This is a genomic window from Acidovorax sp. Q11 (assembly GCF_054950075.1).
This window is the reverse complement of sequence record NZ_JBUDZG010000023.1, coordinates 1-18,916: the sequence shown is the minus strand read 5'-3', so window position 1 is coordinate 18,916 and position 18,916 is coordinate 1. Positions and strand designations below refer to the sequence as shown.

Here is an 18,916-nt window from a genome sequence, read left to right as displayed (position 1 = left end):
CAAGCACTCACGGCGTCGCGCGTGCGCGCCGGTCGTTGATCGATTACCTTGTTTTTTCCACACCATGACCACCCCGTCCTCCCCTTTTGTGCTTTGTGTCTGCGGGCCATCATACGGTCGGTGCGGCCTGCTCTCGGGCAGGGTCAGTTCACGATGGCAACGCCCTTGACCTGGGCAAACACCGCCCGGCCTGGTGCCAGCGCCAGCGCCTGGGCCGACCGCTGGGTGACCCGCGCCAGCAGCCGCGTGGCCCCGGCATCCAGCGCCACCATGCACTGGCCTGGGCTGTCTTCGGCCAAGGCCACCACGGTGGCGGGCAGGATGTTGAGGATGCTGCTGTCGTTGGGCGCGGCCAGGGCCAGGCTCACGTCGCGCGCCTGCACCCGTAGGCGCAGTGCCTCGCCCGGCGCACGCGCCGCCGGGCTGACCAGCAGCAACTGCCCGCCGCTGAACCCCACGGTGGTGATGTGGTCGCGCGCATCGTGCTGTTGCACCGTGCCTTCGATCACCGTGGCGGCTGCATCGCCATGGGCCAGGGGCAGGTCCAGGCGGGTGATCAACTCGCCCGTGGGGCCCTGTGCCAGCACGCGGCCTTCGCGCATCAGCACCATGTGGCCTGCGAGCCGCGCCACTTCGTCGATGGCGTGGCTCACGTATAGCACGGGGATGTCGAGCGCGCGGTGCAGCTTTTCCAGATAGGGCAGGACCTCGGCCTTGCGCTGCGCGTCCAGCGCGGCCAGGGGCTCGTCCATGAGCAGTAGGCGCGGGCTGGTGGCCAGCGCGCGCGCAATGGCCACACGCTGGCGCTCACCGCCCGACAGGGCCTGGGGCTTGCGCTCCATCAGCTGGCCAATGCCCAGCAGTTCCACGGCCTGCTCCAGCGCCACCTGGCGCCGCGCGGGCGGCGTGCGCTGCAGGCCATAAGTGATATTGCCGTGCACGTTCAGGTGGTCGAACAGGCTGGGTTCCTGGAACACATAGCCCAGGGCGCGCTCGTGGGTGGCGCGCCAAAGGTGGGCGGCATCGTCCTGCCAGACCTCGCCATTCACCACCACGCGACCGGGCCGGGCGCGGACCAGGCCCGGGTTCGGACGATTGCGGGTCAAGCCCGCAATGCCACGCAGGCAGGTGGTCTTGCCGCAGCCCGAGGGGCCGAACAGCGCCGTCACGCCACGTCCGGGCAGGTGCAGATCGGCATCCAGCGTGAAGCCTGGGCGTACCAGGTGCAAACGGGCCTCGATGGAGTGCAGGGGGGGCGCGTTTTCCATCACTGCCTCATGACACCATGGACGCGCGGCGCCGCGTGAGGTTCAGGCCCAGCAGCACCACAAAAGAGAACACCACCATGCCCCCGGCCAGCCAGTGCGCCTGGGCGTATTCCAGCGCTTCCACATGGTCGTAAATCTGCACCGACACCACACGCGTCACGCCAGGGATGTTGCCGCCCAGCATGAGCACCACGCCAAACTCGCCCACGGTGTGCGCAAAGCTCAGGATGGCTGCGGTGATGAAGCCCGGGCGGGCCAGCGGCAGCGCCACGGTAAAAAACCGGTCGATGGGCCCCGCACCCAGTGTGGCAGCCGCCTCCAGCGGGCGTGTGCCGATGCTTTCAAACGCGTGCTGCAGCGGTTGCACCGCGAACGGCAGCGAGTAGATGAGCGAGCCCACCACCAGCCCCCAGAAGGTGAAAGGCAGCGTACCCAGGCCCAGGCTTTGTGTGAGTTGCCCGATGGGGCCATGGGGCCCCAGGGTGATCAGCAGATAGAAACCGATCACCGTGGGCGGCAACACCAGGGGCAGCGCCACCACGGCCGACACCGGCCCGCGCCAGCGCGACGGCGTGTGCGCCAGCCACCAGGCCAGCGGCGTGCACAACACCAGCAGCAGCACCATGGTGGTGCCCGCCAGCCGCAGCGTGAGGCCGATGGCTGCCAGGTCAGCGCTGGAGAAGGGCATGGCAGGGTATGGAAGAGAAAGTGGGCCGAAGGGGGTCAGAAACTATAGCCGTGCGACCGGATGATGGCCTTCGCCTTGTCGCCCTTGAGGTACTGCATCAGCGCAGTGGCCGCCGCATTGCCCCTGCCCGACTCCAGCAGCGCGGCGTCCTGCCGAATAGGCTCGTGCAGGTCGGCAGGCACCTGCCACGCCGAGCCGCTCGTGATCTTGCCGTCGGCCATCACCTGCGACAGGGCCACAAAGCCCAGTTGCGCGTTGCCGGTGGCCACAAACTGGTGGGTCTGGGCAATGTTCTCGCCCTGCACAAAGCGCGGCTGCAGCCGCGTGGTCACCCCCAGCTTGTCCATGGTTTGCATGGCGGCCAGGCCGTAGGGGGCCAGCTTGGGGTTGGCAATGGCCAGGTGCTTGAAGTCGCCGGTCTTGAGCACGGCGCCCTGGGTGTCCACGTAGCCAGGCTGGGCGCTCCACAGCACCAGCGTGCCGATGGCATAGGTGAAGCGCGCGCTGGCCACGGCCTTGCCTTCCTTCTCCAGCCGGGCGGGGGTGGTGTCGTCGGCCGACAGCAGGATCTGGAACGGTGCGCCGTTGGCGATCTGCGCATAGAACTTGCCCGTGGCCCCAAACGACAGCTCGGCTTTGTGGCCCGTGTCTGCCTCGAAGTCCGAGGCGATCTTCTGCATGGGGGCTGTGAAGTTGGCGGCTACGGCGACGGAGACGGTGCCAGCCTGCGCCACCTGTATGGAGGCTAGGGCGAGACCGATCCAACCGAAGAGGGGGCCGAGTGCGTGAATGGCTTGGCGGGTCATGGCATTGGCTGCGAGAATTCGCTATTCATGTTTTGAATAGCGAGTATAGACAGCTCTCAAATGGCGTTGAAGCCAAACGCCTTTTTGATGCCTTCTAAGCTATCTGGTCTTGGTCTCCTGCGGGCGGTGTGGTGAGCCGGGCCACGGCCCGGCGGGCCAGCGGGGCGGCCAGCATCACGGCCGGGAACGCCAACAGCCACGCGGTCAGCCAGGCGCTCATCCACGGGCCCACAAAGCCCTGGTGCGGCGGGAGGCTGCGGTAGGTGGCGATGCCCGACACCAGCAGCGACATGGTGCCCGACAGGATCAGGCTGAACAGCAAAGGGGCATAGCGGGCGGGGATCATGCGGTGGCCTCCTCGTGGGGCTGGGGCGCCGCAACGGTACCCAGGCGCTGCAGGGTCTGCGCAAAATGCCGGCCAAACATCCGGGCCGTTTTCACGTCGCCCGGGGCAAAGGCATCGGCGGGGGACCCGTGGCCTGCCTGCGCCATCAGGCCCGACCAGGAGCCCAGCCGGTTGGCGGCCTCGTCATATGGCACGCCCGCATGCTGCTCGGGCAGGATGGGGTTGCCCACCCACACCATGCCGTGCTGCATGGCAAACACAAACATCGACAGCAGTGTGGACTGCTTGTCGCCCGCAGGCAGCGACGGCACGGTGAAGCCTGCTGCGAGCCGGTTCTTGAGCTGCTGCGTCTTCCACAGACGGCCGGTGGCGTCCATGAAGGTCTTGAACGGGCCGGAGACCCCGCCCAGGTAGGTGGGCGAGCCGAGGATGACGCCGTCGTAGCGCAGCACGGCGTCGGGGGTGTAGGCCAGGTCTTCGGCCCGGATCAGCTCGGCGTGGATGCCGGGCAGCCCTTGGGCGCCTTGGCAGACCTGCTGCGCGATGTGGGCGGTGTGGCCGTGGGCGCTGTGATAAATGATGGCGATGTGTTGCATGGTGTGGTTTCCGTTGGGGTGATTTCTGGGGAAAGGCGTGGGAGAGGTCATCGTGAAATCAGTGCGATGGCCAGCGCGGACAGGTACAGGCCGAAGCCAAAAACGGTGTGGTTGGCCAGGCTGCGCAGGCAGTTCTTGAGCGGCGTGGGCGTGCGTGATGCGGCAAAGCCCGCGCCCATGGCCGGTTGCATCACCAGCAGCGGCGCGGCCACGGTGCCAACGCCCAGGGCCAGCGAGGGCAGCAGGGTGGGGCTGCGCACCCAGCCCGCGCCCTGGATGGCCACCAGCACCGTGGCAAAGCCCACGCCCACGGCGTAGTGCGTGAGCCAGCCCCAGGCTTGTTCACCCCGGATGGGGGTGGCTTTGGCGATGGCCGCGTGGGAGAACTGGCCGCGCAACAGGTGGCCCACCCAGCGGCCGATGAGCGCGAAGTTGAGCGTGGGCACGCCCAGGCGCTGGAGCAGCACCAGCCAGGTATCCATGACGGCGGTGGCGCCCACGCCGATCAGCAAGGCGAGGGGGAGGTCTTGCCATTGAAAAGCCATAAAAAACTCCTTGGACGGTGGACGTGAAAACGGGTTGAATTCACGGTTAAATGGACTGTAGAAGTTCAAGTCAACTTGAAGTCAAGGGCTTGTTGGAGGTTTTTTATGGACATTGCAGAAGTTGCCAAACGCTCGGGCCTGCGGGCATCGACGCTGCGCTACTACGAAGAAAAAGGGCTGGTGCGCTCGGTGGGCCAGCCCGGTGAGCGGCGCCGGTTTGCGCCCGGCGTGCTGGACCAGCTGGCGCTGATTGCGCTGGGGCAGTCGGCGGGGTTCTCGCTGGACGAGATCCGCTCCATGTTCCTGCCCGGTGGCGAGCCCAGCATCGACCGGCAGCTGCTCTCGGCCAAGGCCGACGAGCTGGACGCCATGGTCAAGCGCCTCAAGGCCATGAGCAATGGCCTGCGCCACGCAGCGGCCTGCCCGGCCGAAAGCCATGCGCAATGCCCGTCCTTCCAGCGGCTGCTGAAGGCGGCGGCGGATGGCGCGCTGGCGCGTCAGCACAAGTTGGCGAAGCCGGTCAAGGGGCTGCGCCGCAAGGCGGCCTGAAGGCCCTGCGCCAAGACCCCGCTGAGGCATCATCCGGCCATGCCTGTTTCTCTCTCCCTCACCGACGCGCTGGGCCATGCGCTGACCGACAAACGCATCGACACCCTGCGCCAGATTGGCGCCTGTGGCTCCATCTCGCAGGCTGCCCGCGCCGTGGGCGTGAGCTACAAGGCCGCGTGGCAGGCGGTGGACACACTCACCAACCTGGCAGGCACTCCGCTGGTGGCCCGTGCCGTGGGCGGGGCGGGGGGCGGTGGCGCGCAGCTGACCGAGGCAGGCCACCAACTGCTGGCTGCCGCCGATGCGATGGCGCAGGCGCGCGGCGCCGTGCTGGCGCGCTGGCAGGCCACGCCGCACGCGGGCCCGGCGCTGGCGCGGCTGGCGGTGCGCACCAGCATGCGCAACCAGCTGCCCTGCGTGGTGGACCGGCTCGCAGTGCAGGGGCAGATCGTGTGTGTGCACCTGCGGCTGGAGGGGGATGGTGCCGTGGGCGACGTGGCAGGTGCAGGGGCGCTGGCCGCCCGCATCACCCGCGAGAGCGCCGAGCTGCTAGGCCTGCAGCCGGGGCTGGCCGTGCTGGCGCTGTGCAAGGCCACGGCGGTGCGGGTGGAGCGCGGCGGGCGCGCGGCACCTGCCCCCGCCGCTGCGGCGCCCGCAGGCACCCTGCGGTTGCCCGGCCGGGCCACCCGCGTGGTGCGGGGTGAGTCGGGCGACGAGGTGTCGGCCGAGCTGGCGGCAGGCCTGCACATGGTGGGTTTTGCCGCGCCCCACAGCGGGCTGCGCGCGGGCAGTGCCGTGGTGCTGGTGGTGGAGGAAAACGCCGTGGTGCTGGCGCTGGCAGAGCTCTGAGCGGCGTTGTTTTGCGGGATGATAGTGCTATATATTTAATAGCTTAAAAGGCAATATGGTCGCGCGCAGAGGCCTTTTTTTATCAAAAATTTGACTCTGATGGACAGCGTGCGGGCAAGGTGGGCTGGCGCGGCGCCGTTCACGGCCCCTTGGGCGTGCCCAGCTTGCGGTACACCGTGGCGCGGCTGATGCCCAGTGCGCGGGCCGCCTCGGCCACGTTGCCCCGGGCGTCCAGCACGGCCTGGCGGATCAGGGCGGTCTCCGCCTCGCGCAGCGGCGCGGCCACTGGCGGGGCGGCGGAAACCAGGGGCGCGGCTCCGGTGGGGCTGAAGGGGCTGACGGGGCTGGGGGCGCTGCTGCGGTGGGTGTGCGCGGGCCACTGGGCCAGGGCCTGCAGGCGCAGGCCCGACCACAGGGGCAGGTCCAGCGGCTGCGCGGGGGCGCGCCGGGCCGCGTCGAACAGCATGGTCCAGGGCATGGCCAGCAGGTCGCTGCAGTGGGTGGTTGCACCGGGCGCGCGCAAGGGCTGGGGCACCAGCTGGCGGGCCATGCTGTTGGCGCCCACCACACAGCCATCGGCGTCGAGTGCGAGCAGGCCGTCGCCTTCGCCGCCCAGCGTGCAGCCGGGCCAGTTCAGGCGCAGCAGCAGCGCATGGGGGCGTTGCAGCAGCAGGGCGTCTTCCATGGCGCGGGCCGAGCGCGCCACCAGGTGGCGCAGCTCGGGCCGCTCGGGCACGTCGATGCCGGTCAAATCCAGCATGCCCACGCAGCGGCCCTGGGGGTCGAACAGCGGTGCGCCCGCGCAGCTGTAGCTGCCGTTGTCATCCAGAAAATGCTCGCCCCGGTGCAGCCACACGGGCTGCAGTTCGGCCAGCGCTGCGCCGATCGCCGTGGTGCCCACGGCGGCTTCCGAGAGGTCGATGCCCACGCGGCCGATGCTGCTGGCGCGCGGGTCGCAGGGGTCGCAATGGCCCTGTACATCGACCACGGTGCCCCGGGCGTCCGTCAGGATGGCGAAGTAGCGCATGCCCGCAATGGCGCGCGTGAGCTGCTCCAGCACGGGGCGCGCTGCGCGCAGCAGGGCCTGGTTCTGCTCCAGGCTGTGGCGCAGCGCCGGGGCGCTGACGGCCTCGAACACCACACGCTGCGTGGGGTCCATGCCTTGGGCCAGGCAGCGCTGCCACGACCGTGCAATCCAGGGCTCCACCTCCGCGCGCAGGGGCGCTGCGCCATCCGCCAGCAAGGTCTGGCGGGCCTGCGCAATCAGCGCGTGGCGGTGGGCAGGGGAGGTGGGGGCGGAGGACAGCATGGTGAACCGAATCCTTGAGCTGCGCATGATGCGCCGGTGTGCGCTGCAACATGTTTCATTTTGAGAATATCCGGCGAGGGGCCCCCTCAATCTAGGGTTGTCCCTAGGGATGGGTGGTGGGGGGCGGCAGAAGATGCGCGAGGTCAGTCCAGCCACAACCTATCCAGGAGACAGCCAGATGCAAGTCCAGTTCACGGTCAACGGGCGCGCTGCCAGTGTTGACGTCCCCCCCAACACCCTGCTTGTCCATGCGCTGCGAGAGCACCTGGCGCTCACTGGCACCCATGTGGGCTGCGACACCAGCCAGTGCGGCGCCTGCACCGTGCACGTCAACGGGCGCGCCGTCAAATCCTGCGCCATGCTGGCCGTGCAGGCCCAGGGGGCCGAGGTGACCACCATCGAAGGCATGGCCGCCGCCGACGGCACCATGCACCCCATGCAGGCCGCGTTCAAGGAATGCCACGGCCTGCAGTGCGGCTTCTGCACGCCCGGCATGGTGATGAGTGCGGTGGACCTGTGCAAGAACCACCCCGGCGCGAGCGAAGGCGAGATCCGCGAGCTGCTCGAAGGCAACATCTGCCGCTGCACCGGCTACCAGAACATCGTGCGCGCGGTGCAGGTCGGCCAAAAGGCCATGGCTTCCGCTTAAACACAAAGGAGAAGAACCATGGGTGCATCCGACTTTTCCAAGCTGCCGCACATCGGAGAATCGCTCAAGCGCAAGGAGGACTACCGCTTCCTCACCGGCGCGGGCCAGTACACCGATGACGTGGTGCTGGCCGCGCAAAGCCATGCGGTGTTCGTGCGTTCGCCGCACGCGCATGCCGCCATCAACAGCATCAACACCAGCGCTGCCAAGGCCGCGCCCGGTGTGCTGGGTGTGTTTGTGGGCGCCGACGTAGCGGCCGACAACATCAACGGCTTGCCCTGTGGCTGGCTCATCACCAGCACCAATGGCGAGCCCATGAAGGAGCCGCCGCACCCCATCCTGGCGCAGGGCAAGGTGCGCTACGTGGGTGACCATGTGGCCATGGTCGTGGCCCAGACGCTGCAGCAGGCACGCGACGCGGCCGAGCTGGTGGAGGTGGACTACGACGTGTTGCCCGCCGTGGTCAATGTGGCCGATGCCGCTGCGGGCGCGGTGGCGGGGGCGGCGCTGCACGACATCGCTCCTGACAACCACTGCTTCAAATGGGCCATTGGCGACAAGGGCGCGGTGGATGCCGCGTTTGCGGGCGCCGCCCATGTCACCCAGCTGGACCTGATCAACAACCGGCTCATCCCCAACGCGATGGAGCCGCGCGCCGCCATCGGCAGCTACAGCCGTGCCAATGACGAGTACACGCTGTACGTGAGCAACCAGAACCCGCACGTCGAGCGCCTGCTCATGACGGCCTTTGTGATGGGCCTGCCCGAGCACAAGGTGCGCGTGATTGCGCCGGATGTAGGCGGTGGCTTCGGCTCCAAGATCTACCTGTATGCCGAGGACGTGTGCCTGACCTGGGCCGCCAAGAAGCTCAACCGCAACATCAAGTGGGTGGCCGACCGCAGCGAGTCCTTCCTGTCGGACGCGCATGGCCGCGACCACATCAGCCATGCCGAAATGGCCCTGGACAAGGACGGCAAGTTTTTGGCCATGCGTGTGCACACGCACGCCAACCTGGGCGCCTACCTGAGCACTTTTGCCAGCGCTGTGCCCACCATCCTGTATGCCACGCTGCTGGCGGGGCAGTACACCACGCCGCAGGTCTATGTGGAGGTGGATTCGTGGTTCACCAACACCGCGCCGGTGGATGCCTACCGGGGCGCGGGCCGGCCCGAGGCCACCTACCTGCTGGAGCGTCTGGTCACCCGCTGCGCGTGGGAGCTGGGCCTGGGCCAGGACGAGATCCGCAAGCGCAACTTCATCACCAGCTTTCCGTACCAGACGCCGGTGGCGCTGCAGTACGACATTGGCGACTACCACGCGTGCATGATGCAGGCGCAGCAGCTGGCCGACGTGGCCGGGTTTGCGGCGCGCAAGGCGGCCAGCGAGGCCAAGGGCTTCAAGCGCGGCCTGGGCTATTCGTCGTACATCGAGGCCTGCGGCATTGCGCCGTCCAACATCGCAGGCGCTCTGGGTGCGCGTGCCGGGCTGTTTGAATGCGGCGAGGTGCGCGTGCACCCCACGGGCAGCGTGACGGTGTTCACCGGCTCGCACAGCCACGGCCAGGGGCACGAAACCACGTTTGCGCAGGTGGTGGCGGCGCGCCTGGGCATCCCGGTGGAGAACGTGGACATCGTGCACGGCGACACGGGCCGGGTGCCGTTCGGCATGGGCACCTACGGCTCGCGCTCCATCAGCGTGGGCGGGGCGGCCATCATGAAGGCGCTGGACAAGATCGAGGCCAAGGCCAAGAAGATCGCGGCGCACTTGATGGAGGCCAGTGACGCCGACATCGACTTCAGCGGCGGCGAGTTCACCGTGCGCGGCACGGACAAGAAGATCCCGTTCGGCCAGGTGGCGCTCACGGCCTATGTACCGCACAACTACCCGCTGGACAAACTGGAGCCGGGCCTGAACGAAACCGCGTTCTATGACCCGACCAACTTCACCTTCCCTGCAGGCACCTACATCTGCGAAGTGGAAATCGACCCCGCAACCGGCAGCACACGCGTGGACAAGTTCACGGCCGTGGACGATTTCGGCACCATCATCAACCCCATGATCGTGGAAGGCCAGGTGCATGGCGGCCTGGTGCAGGGCATTGGCCAGGCGCTGCTGGAGAACTGCGTGTACGACCGCGAGACGGGCCAGCTGCTCACCGGCAGCTTCATGGACTACGCCATGCCGCGCGCGGATGACTTCCCCGAGTTCAAGCTGGGCCATGTATGCACGCCATGCACGCACAACCCGCTCGGCACCAAGGGCTGCGGCGAGGCCGGGGCCATCGGCTCGCCCCCGGCCGTCATCAACGCGGTGCTCGACGCCCTGCGCCCGCTGGGCGTGAAGGACTTCGACATGCCCGCATCGCCGCACCGCGTGTGGGAAGCCATCCAGTCGGCCAAGGCATAAGGAGATTCGACCATGTACGCATTTACCTTTGACGCGCCTACCTCCGTCGCCGCAGCTGCGCAACACATCGCCCAGGGCGGCAAGCTGCTGGCGGGCGGGCAAAGCCTGCTGCCGTCCATGCGCCTGCGCCTGGCCAACCCCGAGAAGATCGTGGACCTGAATGGCGTGGCCGAACTCGCGGGCATCCGACGCGACGGCAATGCCCTCGTCATCGGCGCCATGACACGCCACATGGACGTCGCGAACAGCGCGGACGTGAAGGCCGCCATTCCCGCGCTGGCCGACTTGGCCGCCCACATCGGCGACCGCCAGGTGCGCGCACGCGGCACGCTGGGCGGCTCGGTGGCCAACAACGACCCGGCGGCCTGCTACCCCAGTGCGGTGCTCGGGCTGGGCGCCACGGTCATCACCAACCAGCGCGAGATCAAGGCCGACGACTTCTTTGTGGGCATGTACACCACGGCGCTGGAGGAGGGCGAGATCATCACTGCTGTCCGCTTCCCCATCCCGAAGCGCGCGGCCTACATGAAGTTCAAGCAGCCCGCGTCGCGCTTCTCGCTGGTGGGGGTGTTTGTGGCGCAGACAGACAGCGGCGTGCGCGTGGCCATCACCGGCGCCGCGACCAGCGTGTTCCGCCACGCGGGGCTGGAGGCAGCGCTGAGCCAGAGCTTCACGCCAGCATCGGCTGCGGGGGTGAAGATCGACGCCAGCGAGCTGAACAGCGACATCCATGCGAGTGCTGCCTACCGCGCGAACCTGATCAGCGTGCAGACGCAGCGGGCGGTGCAGAAGATGCTGGGTTGAGCGGGGCGCGCCGCACCGCAGGCCGGGTGAGCCCGCCAGGGCGTCACCCGACCTGCGGCCTGCGGCGCGGGTCGTGCCAACCGCGCGTACAGCACCTGCCAGAGCCCGGGCACCGCACCGAGAAGATAAATTTGTAGCCAAATTGGCCTCCTGCGCGCGTCCATCAAGTGCAGGTTGCTATCAAAAGAGTAGCAATGAGTTTGCCAACCACCGTTGATGCCCTGGTGCAAGCCCTGCAAAGCGTGGGCTACTTTGCCGACCGGCGCCTGGCCACGGCGGTGTTCCTGGCGCTCAATCTTCAGCGCCCGCTGCTGCTGGAGGGCGAGCCCGGCGTGGGCAAGACCGCGCTGGCCAAAGCCCTCTCGGAAGTGCTTGCACGCAGCCTGATCCGCCTGCAGTGTTATGACGGCCTGGAGCAGCGCGAGGCACTGTACGAGTGGAACTACGCCGCCCAATTGCTGCACATGCGTGCCGCCGAAGGCAAAGGCAGTGCCGACATGGCGCAGGTGGAGCGCGAGGTCTACCAGGATCGCTACCTCATCCGCCGCCCCTTGCTGCAGGCGCTGCAGGCACCTGCGCCGGGTGCGGTGCTGCTCATCGACGAGGTGGATCGTGCCGACGAGCCCTTCGAGGCCTTTTTGCTCGAATACCTGGGTGAGTACCAGGTCAGCATCCCCGAGATCGGCACGGTGCGCGCCACGGCAACGCCGGTCACCATCCTCACCAGCAACCGCACGCGCGACTTGCACGACGCCGTCAAGCGCCGCTGTCTGTACCACTGGCTGGACTACCCCGAGCGCGAGCGCGAGCTGGCCATCGTGCGCGCCCAGGTGCCGGGCGCCAGCGCGGTGCTGGCCCAGCAGGTGGCCGAGTTTGTGGGCCGCCTGCGCAGCCAGCCGTTTGCCAATGCCTTTCAACGCGCGCCGGGCATTGCGGAGAGCGTGGAATGGGCCAAGGCCCTGGTCGCGCTCGACACCATCGTGGTGGACCCGGAGGTGGTGTCCGACACGGCGGGCATCTTGTTCAAGCAGCGCGAGGATGTGGCGGCGCTCACACGCGACATGGCGGTGCAGCTGCTGCAGCCCGCCGACACTGATGCATGAAGGCGCAGCCGTGGCAGAGGGCATGACGATCTCCCAGCTCGGCGATGCCCGCACGGGCAAGCTCGCCGACAACCTGAGCGGCTTTGGCCGCACCTTGCGCCGCGCCGGTGTGCGCGTGGACGCCGCCCGCATGGCGTTGGCCCAGCAGGCCGTGATGCTGGTGGGCTTGCAGCGCGAGGACTTTTGCGCCGCGCTGGAGGCTGTGCTGGTCAGCCGCGAGCAAGACCGCATGGTGTTCCGCGAGCTGTTCGACGCGTACTTCCGCAACCCCAACGTGGCCCAGAAGCTGCTGGCGCAGATGCTGCCCAGCGCCGAATCGAAGGCCGAGCCCGCCAAACGCCGCCCGCGGGTGAGCGAGGCGCTGGCCCCGGTGCGTGCCGCGCGCAACGCGCCGCCGCCGCGCGAAGAGGACAAGGTGGACTTCGATGCCGCCATGACGGCGAGTGACCTGCAGCGCCTGCGGCAGGCCGACTTCAACCAGCTCTCCGCCAGCGAATACCTGCTGGTGGAGCGCCTGGCACGCGAGGTGCCGTTGCCTCTGCCGCACTACGCGGCCCGCCGCACGCGCCCTGGCGCGCGGGGCAACCGCCCGCACTGGCCGGGCACCATGCACCTGGCCGCACGCAGCGGTGGCGAAGTGCTGCGCGTGCCGTTGCTGCAGCGGCGCCAGCAACCCTTGCCGCTGTTGGTGCTGGTGGATGTGTCGGGCTCCATGGAACGCTATGCGCGCCTGCTGCTGGCCTTTTTGCACGCCGCCACCGCGCCGCGCCACACGGGCGTTGCCGTTCGCCGCGATGTGTTTGCGTTTGGCACCGGGCTCACCGATCTCACGCCCGCCTTCCGCCTGGCCGACACCGACGCCATGCTGCAGGCGGCCACGCATGCCATCACCGACTTTGCAGGGGGCACGCGCATGGGCGACAGCCTGGCCCAGTTGCGCCTGCACCATGCCCGGCGCCTGGTAGGGCGGCGCACGCTGGTGCTGTTGATCAGCGATGGGCTCGACACCGGCGCCGCTGAGGTGCTGGAGCAAGAGTTGGCCTGGCTGCGCCGCCACTGCGGCCGCCTGCTGTGGCTCAACCCTTTGCTGCGCTTTGACGGCTATGCGCCCATAGCACGGGGAGCGGCGGCCTTGCACCGCCAAGCCCATGGCATGGTGGCCGTGCACAACCTCAGTCGCCTGCAGGACCTTGCCGCGAGCCTGGCCAGCGTGCTGCGGCAATGACAGATTTCGACAAGAGCCGAAACACAAAACCAGGACAAGGAACCCACCATGGAAATGCAAGCCAGCCGCACCCTTGCCGTGAGCCAGCAGCAGGCCTGGGAAGCGCTCAACGACCCCGAGGTCCTCAAGCTGTGCATCCCCGGTTGCGACAAGGTCGAGGCCACGGGCGACAACCAGTATGCCGTGGCCATGGCCCTCAAGATCGGGCCCGTGTCGGCCAAGTTCGCGGGCAAGATCACGCTGTTGGACATCGTGCCGCCCGAGAGCTACAACATCGCCTTTGATGGCTCGGGCGGCGTGGCGGGCTTCGGCAAGGGCAATGCCCAGGTCAAGCTGGTGCCCTTGGCTGTGGATGGAGTGGGGCAGGCCAGCTGCGAGCTGCACTACACGGTGCACGCCACCGTGGGCGGCAAGATCGCCCAGCTGGGCCAGCGGCTGATCGATGGCGCGGCCAAGACCATGGCGGAGGACTTCTTCAAGCGTTTCGACAACGAGATGCAGCGCCGCTTTCCGCGCGCCGAGGTGCCGCAGGCCGGTGCGTCGGATGCCGTGCAGGCCGAGGCCATCACCCCACCGGGTGGGGGAGGCGGAGCCCTCCAGGGCGGGGGTATCCCTGCATGGGCGTGGGGTGTTGGCGCAGGGGCTCTGGTGTTGCTGGCTTGGTGGTTCAATCGCGGCTGAGTGATCCGGGTACCCAGAGGAAGCGAGTCATGGAAAATTTGGACGTTGTGGTGTTACGTACCCTGCAGGGCTGGCGGGCGGCAGGGCGCCGCGCGCTGCTGGCCACGGTGGTGCGCACCTGGGGCTCGTCGCCCCGGCCGGTGGGTTCCATCATGGCGCTGTGTGAGGATGGCGCGGTGGTGGGATCGGTATCGGGCGGGTGTATCGAGGACGACCTGATCGACCGCCACACCCGTGCCTATGCGCAGGCCGCTGCGGCAACGAACGACGGTGCCCACAGCATCCCCAGCGGGCCACCATCGTTTGTCAAATACGGCATCAGCGCCGACGAAGCCCACCGCTTTGGCCTGCCCTGCGGCGGCACGCTGGAGCTGCTGCTTGAATACGACCCCGACCCGGCCTTGCTGGCCGAGTTGATCGCCCAGCTGGCCGCCGGGCGCCTCATGCAGCGCACGGTGCGCCTGGCCGATGGCGCCGTGACGCTGGCGCCCACCCAGGCGCCCGAGGACCTGGCGGTGGATGCGGTGCAGCTCACCAATACCTTCGGGCCCGAGTACCGCATGCTGCTCATCGGTGCCGGGCAGCTCACCGAGTACCTGGCCACCATGGCCTTGTTCAACGGCTTTGCCGTGACGGTGTGCGACCCGCGCGAGGAATACCGGGGCAGCTGGAGCGTGGCGGGCGCTACCGTGGTGAGCGACATGCCCGACGACGTGGTACTGGCCTTCAAGCCCGACCGCCGCAGTTGCGTGGTGGCGCTCACGCACGACCCGAAGCTCGACGACCTGGCGCTGCTGGAGGCGCTGAACACCGAGGCGTTTTACGTGGGCGGCATTGGCTCGCGCCGCAACAACGAGGCTCGCCGTGCGCGCATGATCGAGCACTTTGATCAGACTGAGGCCAGCCTGGCGCGCCTGCGCGGCCCAATTGGCATCTACATTGGCAGCAAGACACCGCCCGAGATCGCGGTGAGTGTGATGGCCGAGATACTGGCCGTGAAGAACGGCGTGACCCTGCCGCGCGACATGGAGGTGGCCCAGGCCAAGAACGAGCGCGAACTGGCGCACAACGACCCGGGTGCACGGGTGTGTGGCGTGGGCTGAAGCCGTCCGTCGGTGCGGGTCAGTCAGGCCTTGCAGGGAATGTCCTGCAGCACCACGCGATTGCGGCCGGCCTTTTTGGCCTCGTACAGCGCCTTGTCTGCGGTTTCGATCATGTGCTGCGGCGTCATGGCTTCGCCCTGGTGGATGGCGGCGATGCCGGCGCTGATGCTCACATGCGGGCCAGTGGAGCACTCGCTGTGCGGGATGGACAGCCGTGCCACCGCGCCTTGTGTGGCCGTGGCGATGTGCAGCGCACCGTGGCTGTCCGTCTCTGGCAGCACCAGCGCAAATTCCTCACCGCCGTAGCGGGCCACCAGGTCTGACGGACGTTTGCCGCTGGCCCGCAGTACCTTGGCGATGGTCTGCAGGCACTCGTCGCCCAGCTGGTGCCCATAGGTGTCGTTGTAGGCCTTGAAATGGTCCACGTCCATCAGCACCAGTGCCAGCGGGCGGTGGTGCCGCGTGGCCAGGGCCAGTTGCTCTGCCAGGTGCAGGTCGAAGGCGCGGCGATTGGCCAGCTCGGTCAGGCCGTCCTGCATCGAAAGGCGCCACAGGGTGGCGTTGGCCGCTTCCAGCGCCGCAGTCACCTGCCGCAACTGCGCCTGGTGCCGGGCGCTTTCGCTGAGCAGCACGATGAGCAAAAAGCCCGCCGCCAGCAGGCCGTAGATGCGCCCCATGTACCAGCCCAGGTCGTAGCGCCCTGTGTTGAGCAAGGCGGCCATGGCAATGTCCAGCAGCCAGACGCACATCACCACCTGCAGCCAGACATCGAGCAGCGCATGGGGCTTGCGGCGCCACAGCAGCACCAGGGCGGCCAGGCTGAGCAGCCAGATACCGGCCAGCACCAGCTTGCCCGTGGCCGTGGTGCGGTTGCCATCCAGAAACACCGGCAGATGCGCGTGCCCGGCGGTGGCGAATCCGGTCCACAGGGCCACCACCACCATCACCACGCCCACCGTGGCCACGATGCCCCGGTGGGCGCGGCCGTGCTCCACCCATTGCGGGCCGCGTGGCTTCTTGTGCTTGATCAGGGCGTAGGCCATCACGGCCAGCGGAAAGCCCGCGTGCCACAGCATGTAGAGCGCGGAAGAGGTTTGCGGCCCCGAGCCCAGCAACCCCGTGGGCGCGAACAGGCCCGGAAAAATCAGCGCATAGGCCGCAGTGGCCGTGGCGGTGAACAGGTAGGCGCCCCCCAACACCAGCAGCCCCACGGCGCCCAGTGCGCGGTACTGCCCGAACAGCAGCACGGCCGTGATCAGGTCGAAGATCACCAGGGCGGTGACGTAGATGGGGATGAAGGCCGGGAAAGGGACCAGTGCCACGGTGGCATAGGGCACGGCCAGCATGAACAGCACCACCGACACCAGGATGGTGGCCCCGGCGGCAAAACGTTCCCGGTGCCCTGCCGGTTCATTGGCAAGGTGGGCCTGGGCCGGCCGCTGGATCGGGTTGCTGGGCATGGTGCATCCCCCCAAGGATTGGGATGGATGCGAAATTTTATGCTTTTGTTACGTAAACATCTATTTGCTTACATATCTTCCAAGCCCGTCGCCCATCACCCTGCGAGGGGGGCCAGATCGTCAAAAGGCCTTCAGGCGCCCATCACCACCGGCCCGCCCTTGGCAATGCCGCGCTGGTACGCCGGGCGGGCTTCCATGCGCTGCCTGTAGGCCCGTAGGTGCGGGCTGCCACTGGCGTCATTGGCGCGGGACAGCAGGGCCTCTACCGCAAAACTCATCTGGAAGTCGGCCATGGTGAGTTGTTCACCCGCAAACCAGCGGTGGGTGGCCAGGTGCGCTTCGATGAAAGCCAGCGCGCTGTCCACGTTGGGGTCGATGAGCTTCTTCTGCACCGTGCCACACAGCTGGCGCGCAATGGGCTTCACGAAGAAGGGCATGGGCTGGGTGGGGATGGTCATGAACACCAGCTTCATCACCAGCCAGTTCATGAGCGAGCCTTCGGCGTAGTGCATCCAGAAGCGGCACTGGCGGTGCTCGGGCGTGCGCTGCGCGGGCTGCAGGTGCGCCAGGTCGCCGCCCGCACGGGCGCTGTAGGTTTCCACCAGGTACTCGATGATCGCGCCGGATTCGGCAATCACTTCGTCACCGTCAGTGATCACGGGCGATTTGCCGAGAGGGTGAATTTTCTTGAGTTCAGGCGGCGCCAGCTTGGTGGCCTTGTCGCGCTGGTAGATCTTCAGTTCGTAGGGCACCCCCAGTTCTTCCAGGAGCCAGAGAATGCGCTGCGAGCGCGAGGTTTCGAGGTGATGGACGGTGATCATGGGGAGATTCTGGGCAGGTTTTAGCGCTGGGTCATGAACGCGCGCAGCTTGTTCCAGTGGTCCAGGCATTGGCTGGCGGCGAGCTGCGCGGCGGCGTTCTCTAACTGGCGCGCCCGCACGCTTTGCGTGGGGTGCCCCAGTGTCAGCAGCACGGTGGCCAGGCTGTGTGCCAGGCGGCGCAGGGCGGGCCAGTCTTGCGCGGCGCAGGCGGCGTCGCCCTGCTGCACATTGGAAGGGAACTGCTGCAGGCAACTTGCGCGGTAGGCCTTGAACAGGAATTCGTCGCCCGCAAAGTGGGTTGCAATGGCCTCGGTTTCGGCCGGGGTTGCGGCAGGGAGTGTCTGAGCGGCAGGTGTCGGCGCCAAGGAAGGCGTCGCATCGGTTGTTGCGGCCACGTGCAAGGCCAGGGCGTCGCGCACACAGTTTTCCAGTTCCATCACCGAGGCGGGTTTGGACAGCATGCGCCACACTTTCATGGCGCTCAGCTGGTCGCGCACGGCAGGGGTCAACCCGGCACTGAAGACGGCCACAGGGATCGGGTGGCCCGGGCCTGGCTCGTGCAGCAGCCGCTGCACCAGGTCGATGCCGGACTCGCCGGGCAGCATGAGGTCCGTGATGATGAGCCGTGTGTGGCCGGCCTGCAGCGCCTGCACGGCGTCGCCCACATTGGTGCAGGTGACCAACTCGATGGGCAGCTCTTCCAGCGCCAGCTCCACGAAGCGTGCGATGGAGACGTCGTCTTCGACCAGCAGGACCCGGGGCAAATTCATGACGGCACCTGGCCCGGTGGCAGACAGGCCGCGAGGGCTGCAGGCAACTCAGCCACCAGCCGGGGTTTGTGGATGACCTTCACACCCTGCAGGGCAAAGGCATAGGGCTCGCGTTGCGACTCGTCCAGTGACGTTACAACGATAAGGTGGCTGTGCGCAAACTGCGGGTGCGAGCGCAGGGTGGTGATGAGGGTGGCGCCGTCGATACCGGGCAGCAGGATGTCAACGATCAGTACGTCGGGCTGGATCTGGCCATACAGGGCCAGCCCCGTGATCCCGTCGTTGGCCACTTGCAGCGCCGCCCCTTGAAAGTGCTGCTTCACGATCAGCCCCACCAGGTTCTGGAAATGGACCGAGTCTTCAATCAGCAAGATCTGCGGTGTATGTACCGATGCCGGTGCGACAGCCTGGGCACGCGACGCCGGGGAGCGGGTGGCGGGAGGCGAAGGAGGCGCAGGCGAGGACGGGGCGCTGCCAGCGCCCGCAAGGCCATGTGCTCTGGCCCAACGGTCTACTGAGGTTCGTGAGATTCGCCGGTGCCCGCCGGGGGTCTTCCAGGCCTCCAGCTCGTTGCGGTCCACCATCAGCTGGACTGAGCGCACGGCCATGCCAAGGATCTTGGCCACTTCGAGGGTGGTGTAGTGGTCCGGTGCCTGGCGCTCAGGTGAGAATTTGTCAGATTGCATATATCGCGCATTTTGGACGAGTTTTACATGGCTCAGTCCTTAAATTTGATAAAAATGATTTATATGATTCAATCGATCGCAAAAAAACCACCTGAATTCGTGGTTTTCTGCTCCTAATTGATTCATGTGTTGGCGCCGATTGAATCTTGACAGTGTGTGCCGATCCAACTTTGATAGGGGGCGTGTAGCCAGCGTTGGTTAGGCTGGCTGTGGATAACTATAGCCTCCTACTGGGCTTGCACCTCCAGGCTG

The 18,916-nt window shown here is 67.3% G+C and carries 20 protein-coding genes; 9 read left to right on the top strand and 11 right to left on the bottom strand.

Annotated features, from left to right (window positions below):
- Nucleotides 1-143: 143 nt before the first annotated feature.
- The 6 genes from modC to ACYZGB_RS16770 form a co-directional block, all read right to left on the bottom strand.
- The gene (gene modC, locus ACYZGB_RS16795; RefSeq protein ID WP_462389911.1) at nucleotides 144-1,268 is read right to left on the bottom strand and encodes a molybdenum ABC transporter ATP-binding protein; all 1,125 of its coding nucleotides are present in this window, start codon (nucleotides 1,266-1,268) and stop codon (nucleotides 144-146) included.
- A 7-nt stretch (nucleotides 1,269-1,275) separates the two neighbouring features.
- Nucleotides 1,276-1,956 carry a molybdate ABC transporter permease subunit gene (gene modB, locus ACYZGB_RS16790; protein ID WP_462389910.1) on the bottom strand — a complete coding sequence of 227 codons (681 nt, stop codon included), beginning with the start codon at nucleotides 1,954-1,956 and terminating at the stop codon, nucleotides 1,276-1,278.
- Nucleotides 1,957-1,991: 35 nt separating this feature from the next.
- A complete protein-coding gene (gene modA, locus ACYZGB_RS16785) occupies nucleotides 1,992-2,762 on the bottom strand; it encodes a molybdate ABC transporter substrate-binding protein (RefSeq protein WP_462389909.1) in 771 nt (256 codons plus the stop codon).
- A 94-nt stretch (nucleotides 2,763-2,856) separates the two neighbouring features.
- A complete protein-coding gene (locus tag ACYZGB_RS16780; protein ID WP_462389908.1) occupies nucleotides 2,857-3,108 on the bottom strand; it encodes a DUF2798 domain-containing protein in 252 nt (83 codons plus the stop codon).
- The gene (locus ACYZGB_RS16775) at nucleotides 3,105-3,704 is read right to left on the bottom strand and encodes a flavodoxin family protein (RefSeq protein ID WP_462389907.1); all 600 of its coding nucleotides are present in this window, start codon (nucleotides 3,702-3,704) and stop codon (nucleotides 3,105-3,107) included. The genes ACYZGB_RS16780 and ACYZGB_RS16775 overlap by 4 nt, the downstream gene beginning before the upstream one ends.
- A 47-nt stretch (nucleotides 3,705-3,751) precedes the next feature.
- Complete coding sequence (locus tag ACYZGB_RS16770) at nucleotides 3,752-4,249, bottom strand: DUF2938 domain-containing protein (RefSeq protein ID WP_462389906.1); 498 nt, start codon at nucleotides 4,247-4,249, stop codon at nucleotides 3,752-3,754.
- 105 nt (nucleotides 4,250-4,354) lie between these two features.
- Here ACYZGB_RS16770 and ACYZGB_RS16765 point away from each other — a divergent pair, with 105 nt between their 5' ends.
- Nucleotides 4,355-4,798 carry a helix-turn-helix domain-containing protein gene (locus ACYZGB_RS16765; RefSeq protein ID WP_462389904.1) on the top strand — a complete coding sequence of 148 codons (444 nt, stop codon included), beginning with the start codon at nucleotides 4,355-4,357 and terminating at the stop codon, nucleotides 4,796-4,798.
- 39 nt (nucleotides 4,799-4,837) lie between these two features.
- Nucleotides 4,838-5,647, top strand: coding sequence for a TOBE domain-containing protein (locus ACYZGB_RS16760; RefSeq protein ID WP_462389902.1), 810 nt, complete (start codon nucleotides 4,838-4,840; stop codon nucleotides 5,645-5,647).
- A gap of 139 nt (nucleotides 5,648-5,786) precedes the next feature.
- On the opposite strand, the gene ACYZGB_RS16755 is transcribed toward ACYZGB_RS16760, so the two are convergent.
- Nucleotides 5,787-6,956, bottom strand: coding sequence for a sigma-54-dependent Fis family transcriptional regulator (locus ACYZGB_RS16755; RefSeq protein ID WP_462389900.1), 1,170 nt, complete (start codon nucleotides 6,954-6,956; stop codon nucleotides 5,787-5,789).
- Between the two features lie 178 nt (nucleotides 6,957-7,134).
- On the opposite strand from ACYZGB_RS16755, the gene ACYZGB_RS16750 reads away from it, so the two are divergent.
- From ACYZGB_RS16750 to ACYZGB_RS16720, 7 genes are all read left to right on the top strand, one after another.
- Nucleotides 7,135-7,605, top strand: a complete 471-nt coding sequence (locus ACYZGB_RS16750; RefSeq protein WP_124515463.1) for a (2Fe-2S)-binding protein — start codon at nucleotides 7,135-7,137, stop codon at nucleotides 7,603-7,605.
- 18 nt (nucleotides 7,606-7,623) lie between these two features.
- Nucleotides 7,624-10,011, top strand: a complete 2,388-nt coding sequence (locus ACYZGB_RS16745; protein WP_462389898.1) for a xanthine dehydrogenase family protein molybdopterin-binding subunit — start codon at nucleotides 7,624-7,626, stop codon at nucleotides 10,009-10,011.
- 12 nt (nucleotides 10,012-10,023) lie between these two features.
- The gene (locus ACYZGB_RS16740) at nucleotides 10,024-10,815 is read left to right on the top strand and encodes an FAD binding domain-containing protein (protein WP_462389896.1); all 792 of its coding nucleotides are present in this window, start codon (nucleotides 10,024-10,026) and stop codon (nucleotides 10,813-10,815) included.
- A gap of 194 nt (nucleotides 10,816-11,009) precedes the next feature.
- Complete coding sequence (locus ACYZGB_RS16735) at nucleotides 11,010-11,918, top strand: AAA family ATPase (protein ID WP_462389894.1); 909 nt, start codon at nucleotides 11,010-11,012, stop codon at nucleotides 11,916-11,918.
- A gap of 22 nt (nucleotides 11,919-11,940) precedes the next feature.
- Nucleotides 11,941-13,143: a vWA domain-containing protein gene (locus ACYZGB_RS16730; protein WP_462389893.1), complete on the top strand. Its 1,203-nt coding sequence runs from the start codon at nucleotides 11,941-11,943 to the stop codon at nucleotides 13,141-13,143.
- Between the two features lie 48 nt (nucleotides 13,144-13,191).
- Complete coding sequence (locus tag ACYZGB_RS16725) at nucleotides 13,192-13,824, top strand: CoxG family protein (protein ID WP_462389892.1); 633 nt, start codon at nucleotides 13,192-13,194, stop codon at nucleotides 13,822-13,824.
- 29 nt (nucleotides 13,825-13,853) lie between these two features.
- Nucleotides 13,854-14,927: an XdhC family protein gene (locus ACYZGB_RS16720; RefSeq protein WP_462389890.1), complete on the top strand. Its 1,074-nt coding sequence runs from the start codon at nucleotides 13,854-13,856 to the stop codon at nucleotides 14,925-14,927.
- Nucleotides 14,928-14,950: 23 nt separating this feature from the next.
- Here ACYZGB_RS16720 and ACYZGB_RS16715 read toward each other — a convergent pair whose 3' ends face one another.
- From ACYZGB_RS16715 to ACYZGB_RS16700, 4 genes are all read right to left on the bottom strand, one after another.
- A complete protein-coding gene (locus ACYZGB_RS16715; protein WP_462389888.1) occupies nucleotides 14,951-16,387 on the bottom strand; it encodes a GGDEF domain-containing protein in 1,437 nt (478 codons plus the stop codon).
- Between the two features lie 131 nt (nucleotides 16,388-16,518).
- Complete coding sequence (locus ACYZGB_RS16710; protein ID WP_462389886.1) at nucleotides 16,519-17,208, bottom strand: glutathione S-transferase family protein; 690 nt, start codon at nucleotides 17,206-17,208, stop codon at nucleotides 16,519-16,521.
- Between the two features lie 20 nt (nucleotides 17,209-17,228).
- Nucleotides 17,229-17,978: a response regulator gene (locus tag ACYZGB_RS16705; RefSeq protein WP_462389884.1), complete on the bottom strand. Its 750-nt coding sequence runs from the start codon at nucleotides 17,976-17,978 to the stop codon at nucleotides 17,229-17,231.
- Nucleotides 17,975-18,664, bottom strand: coding sequence for a response regulator (locus ACYZGB_RS16700; protein WP_462389883.1), 690 nt, complete (start codon nucleotides 18,662-18,664; stop codon nucleotides 17,975-17,977). The genes ACYZGB_RS16705 and ACYZGB_RS16700 overlap by 4 nt, the downstream gene beginning before the upstream one ends.
- Nucleotides 18,665-18,916: the final 252 nt, after the last annotated feature.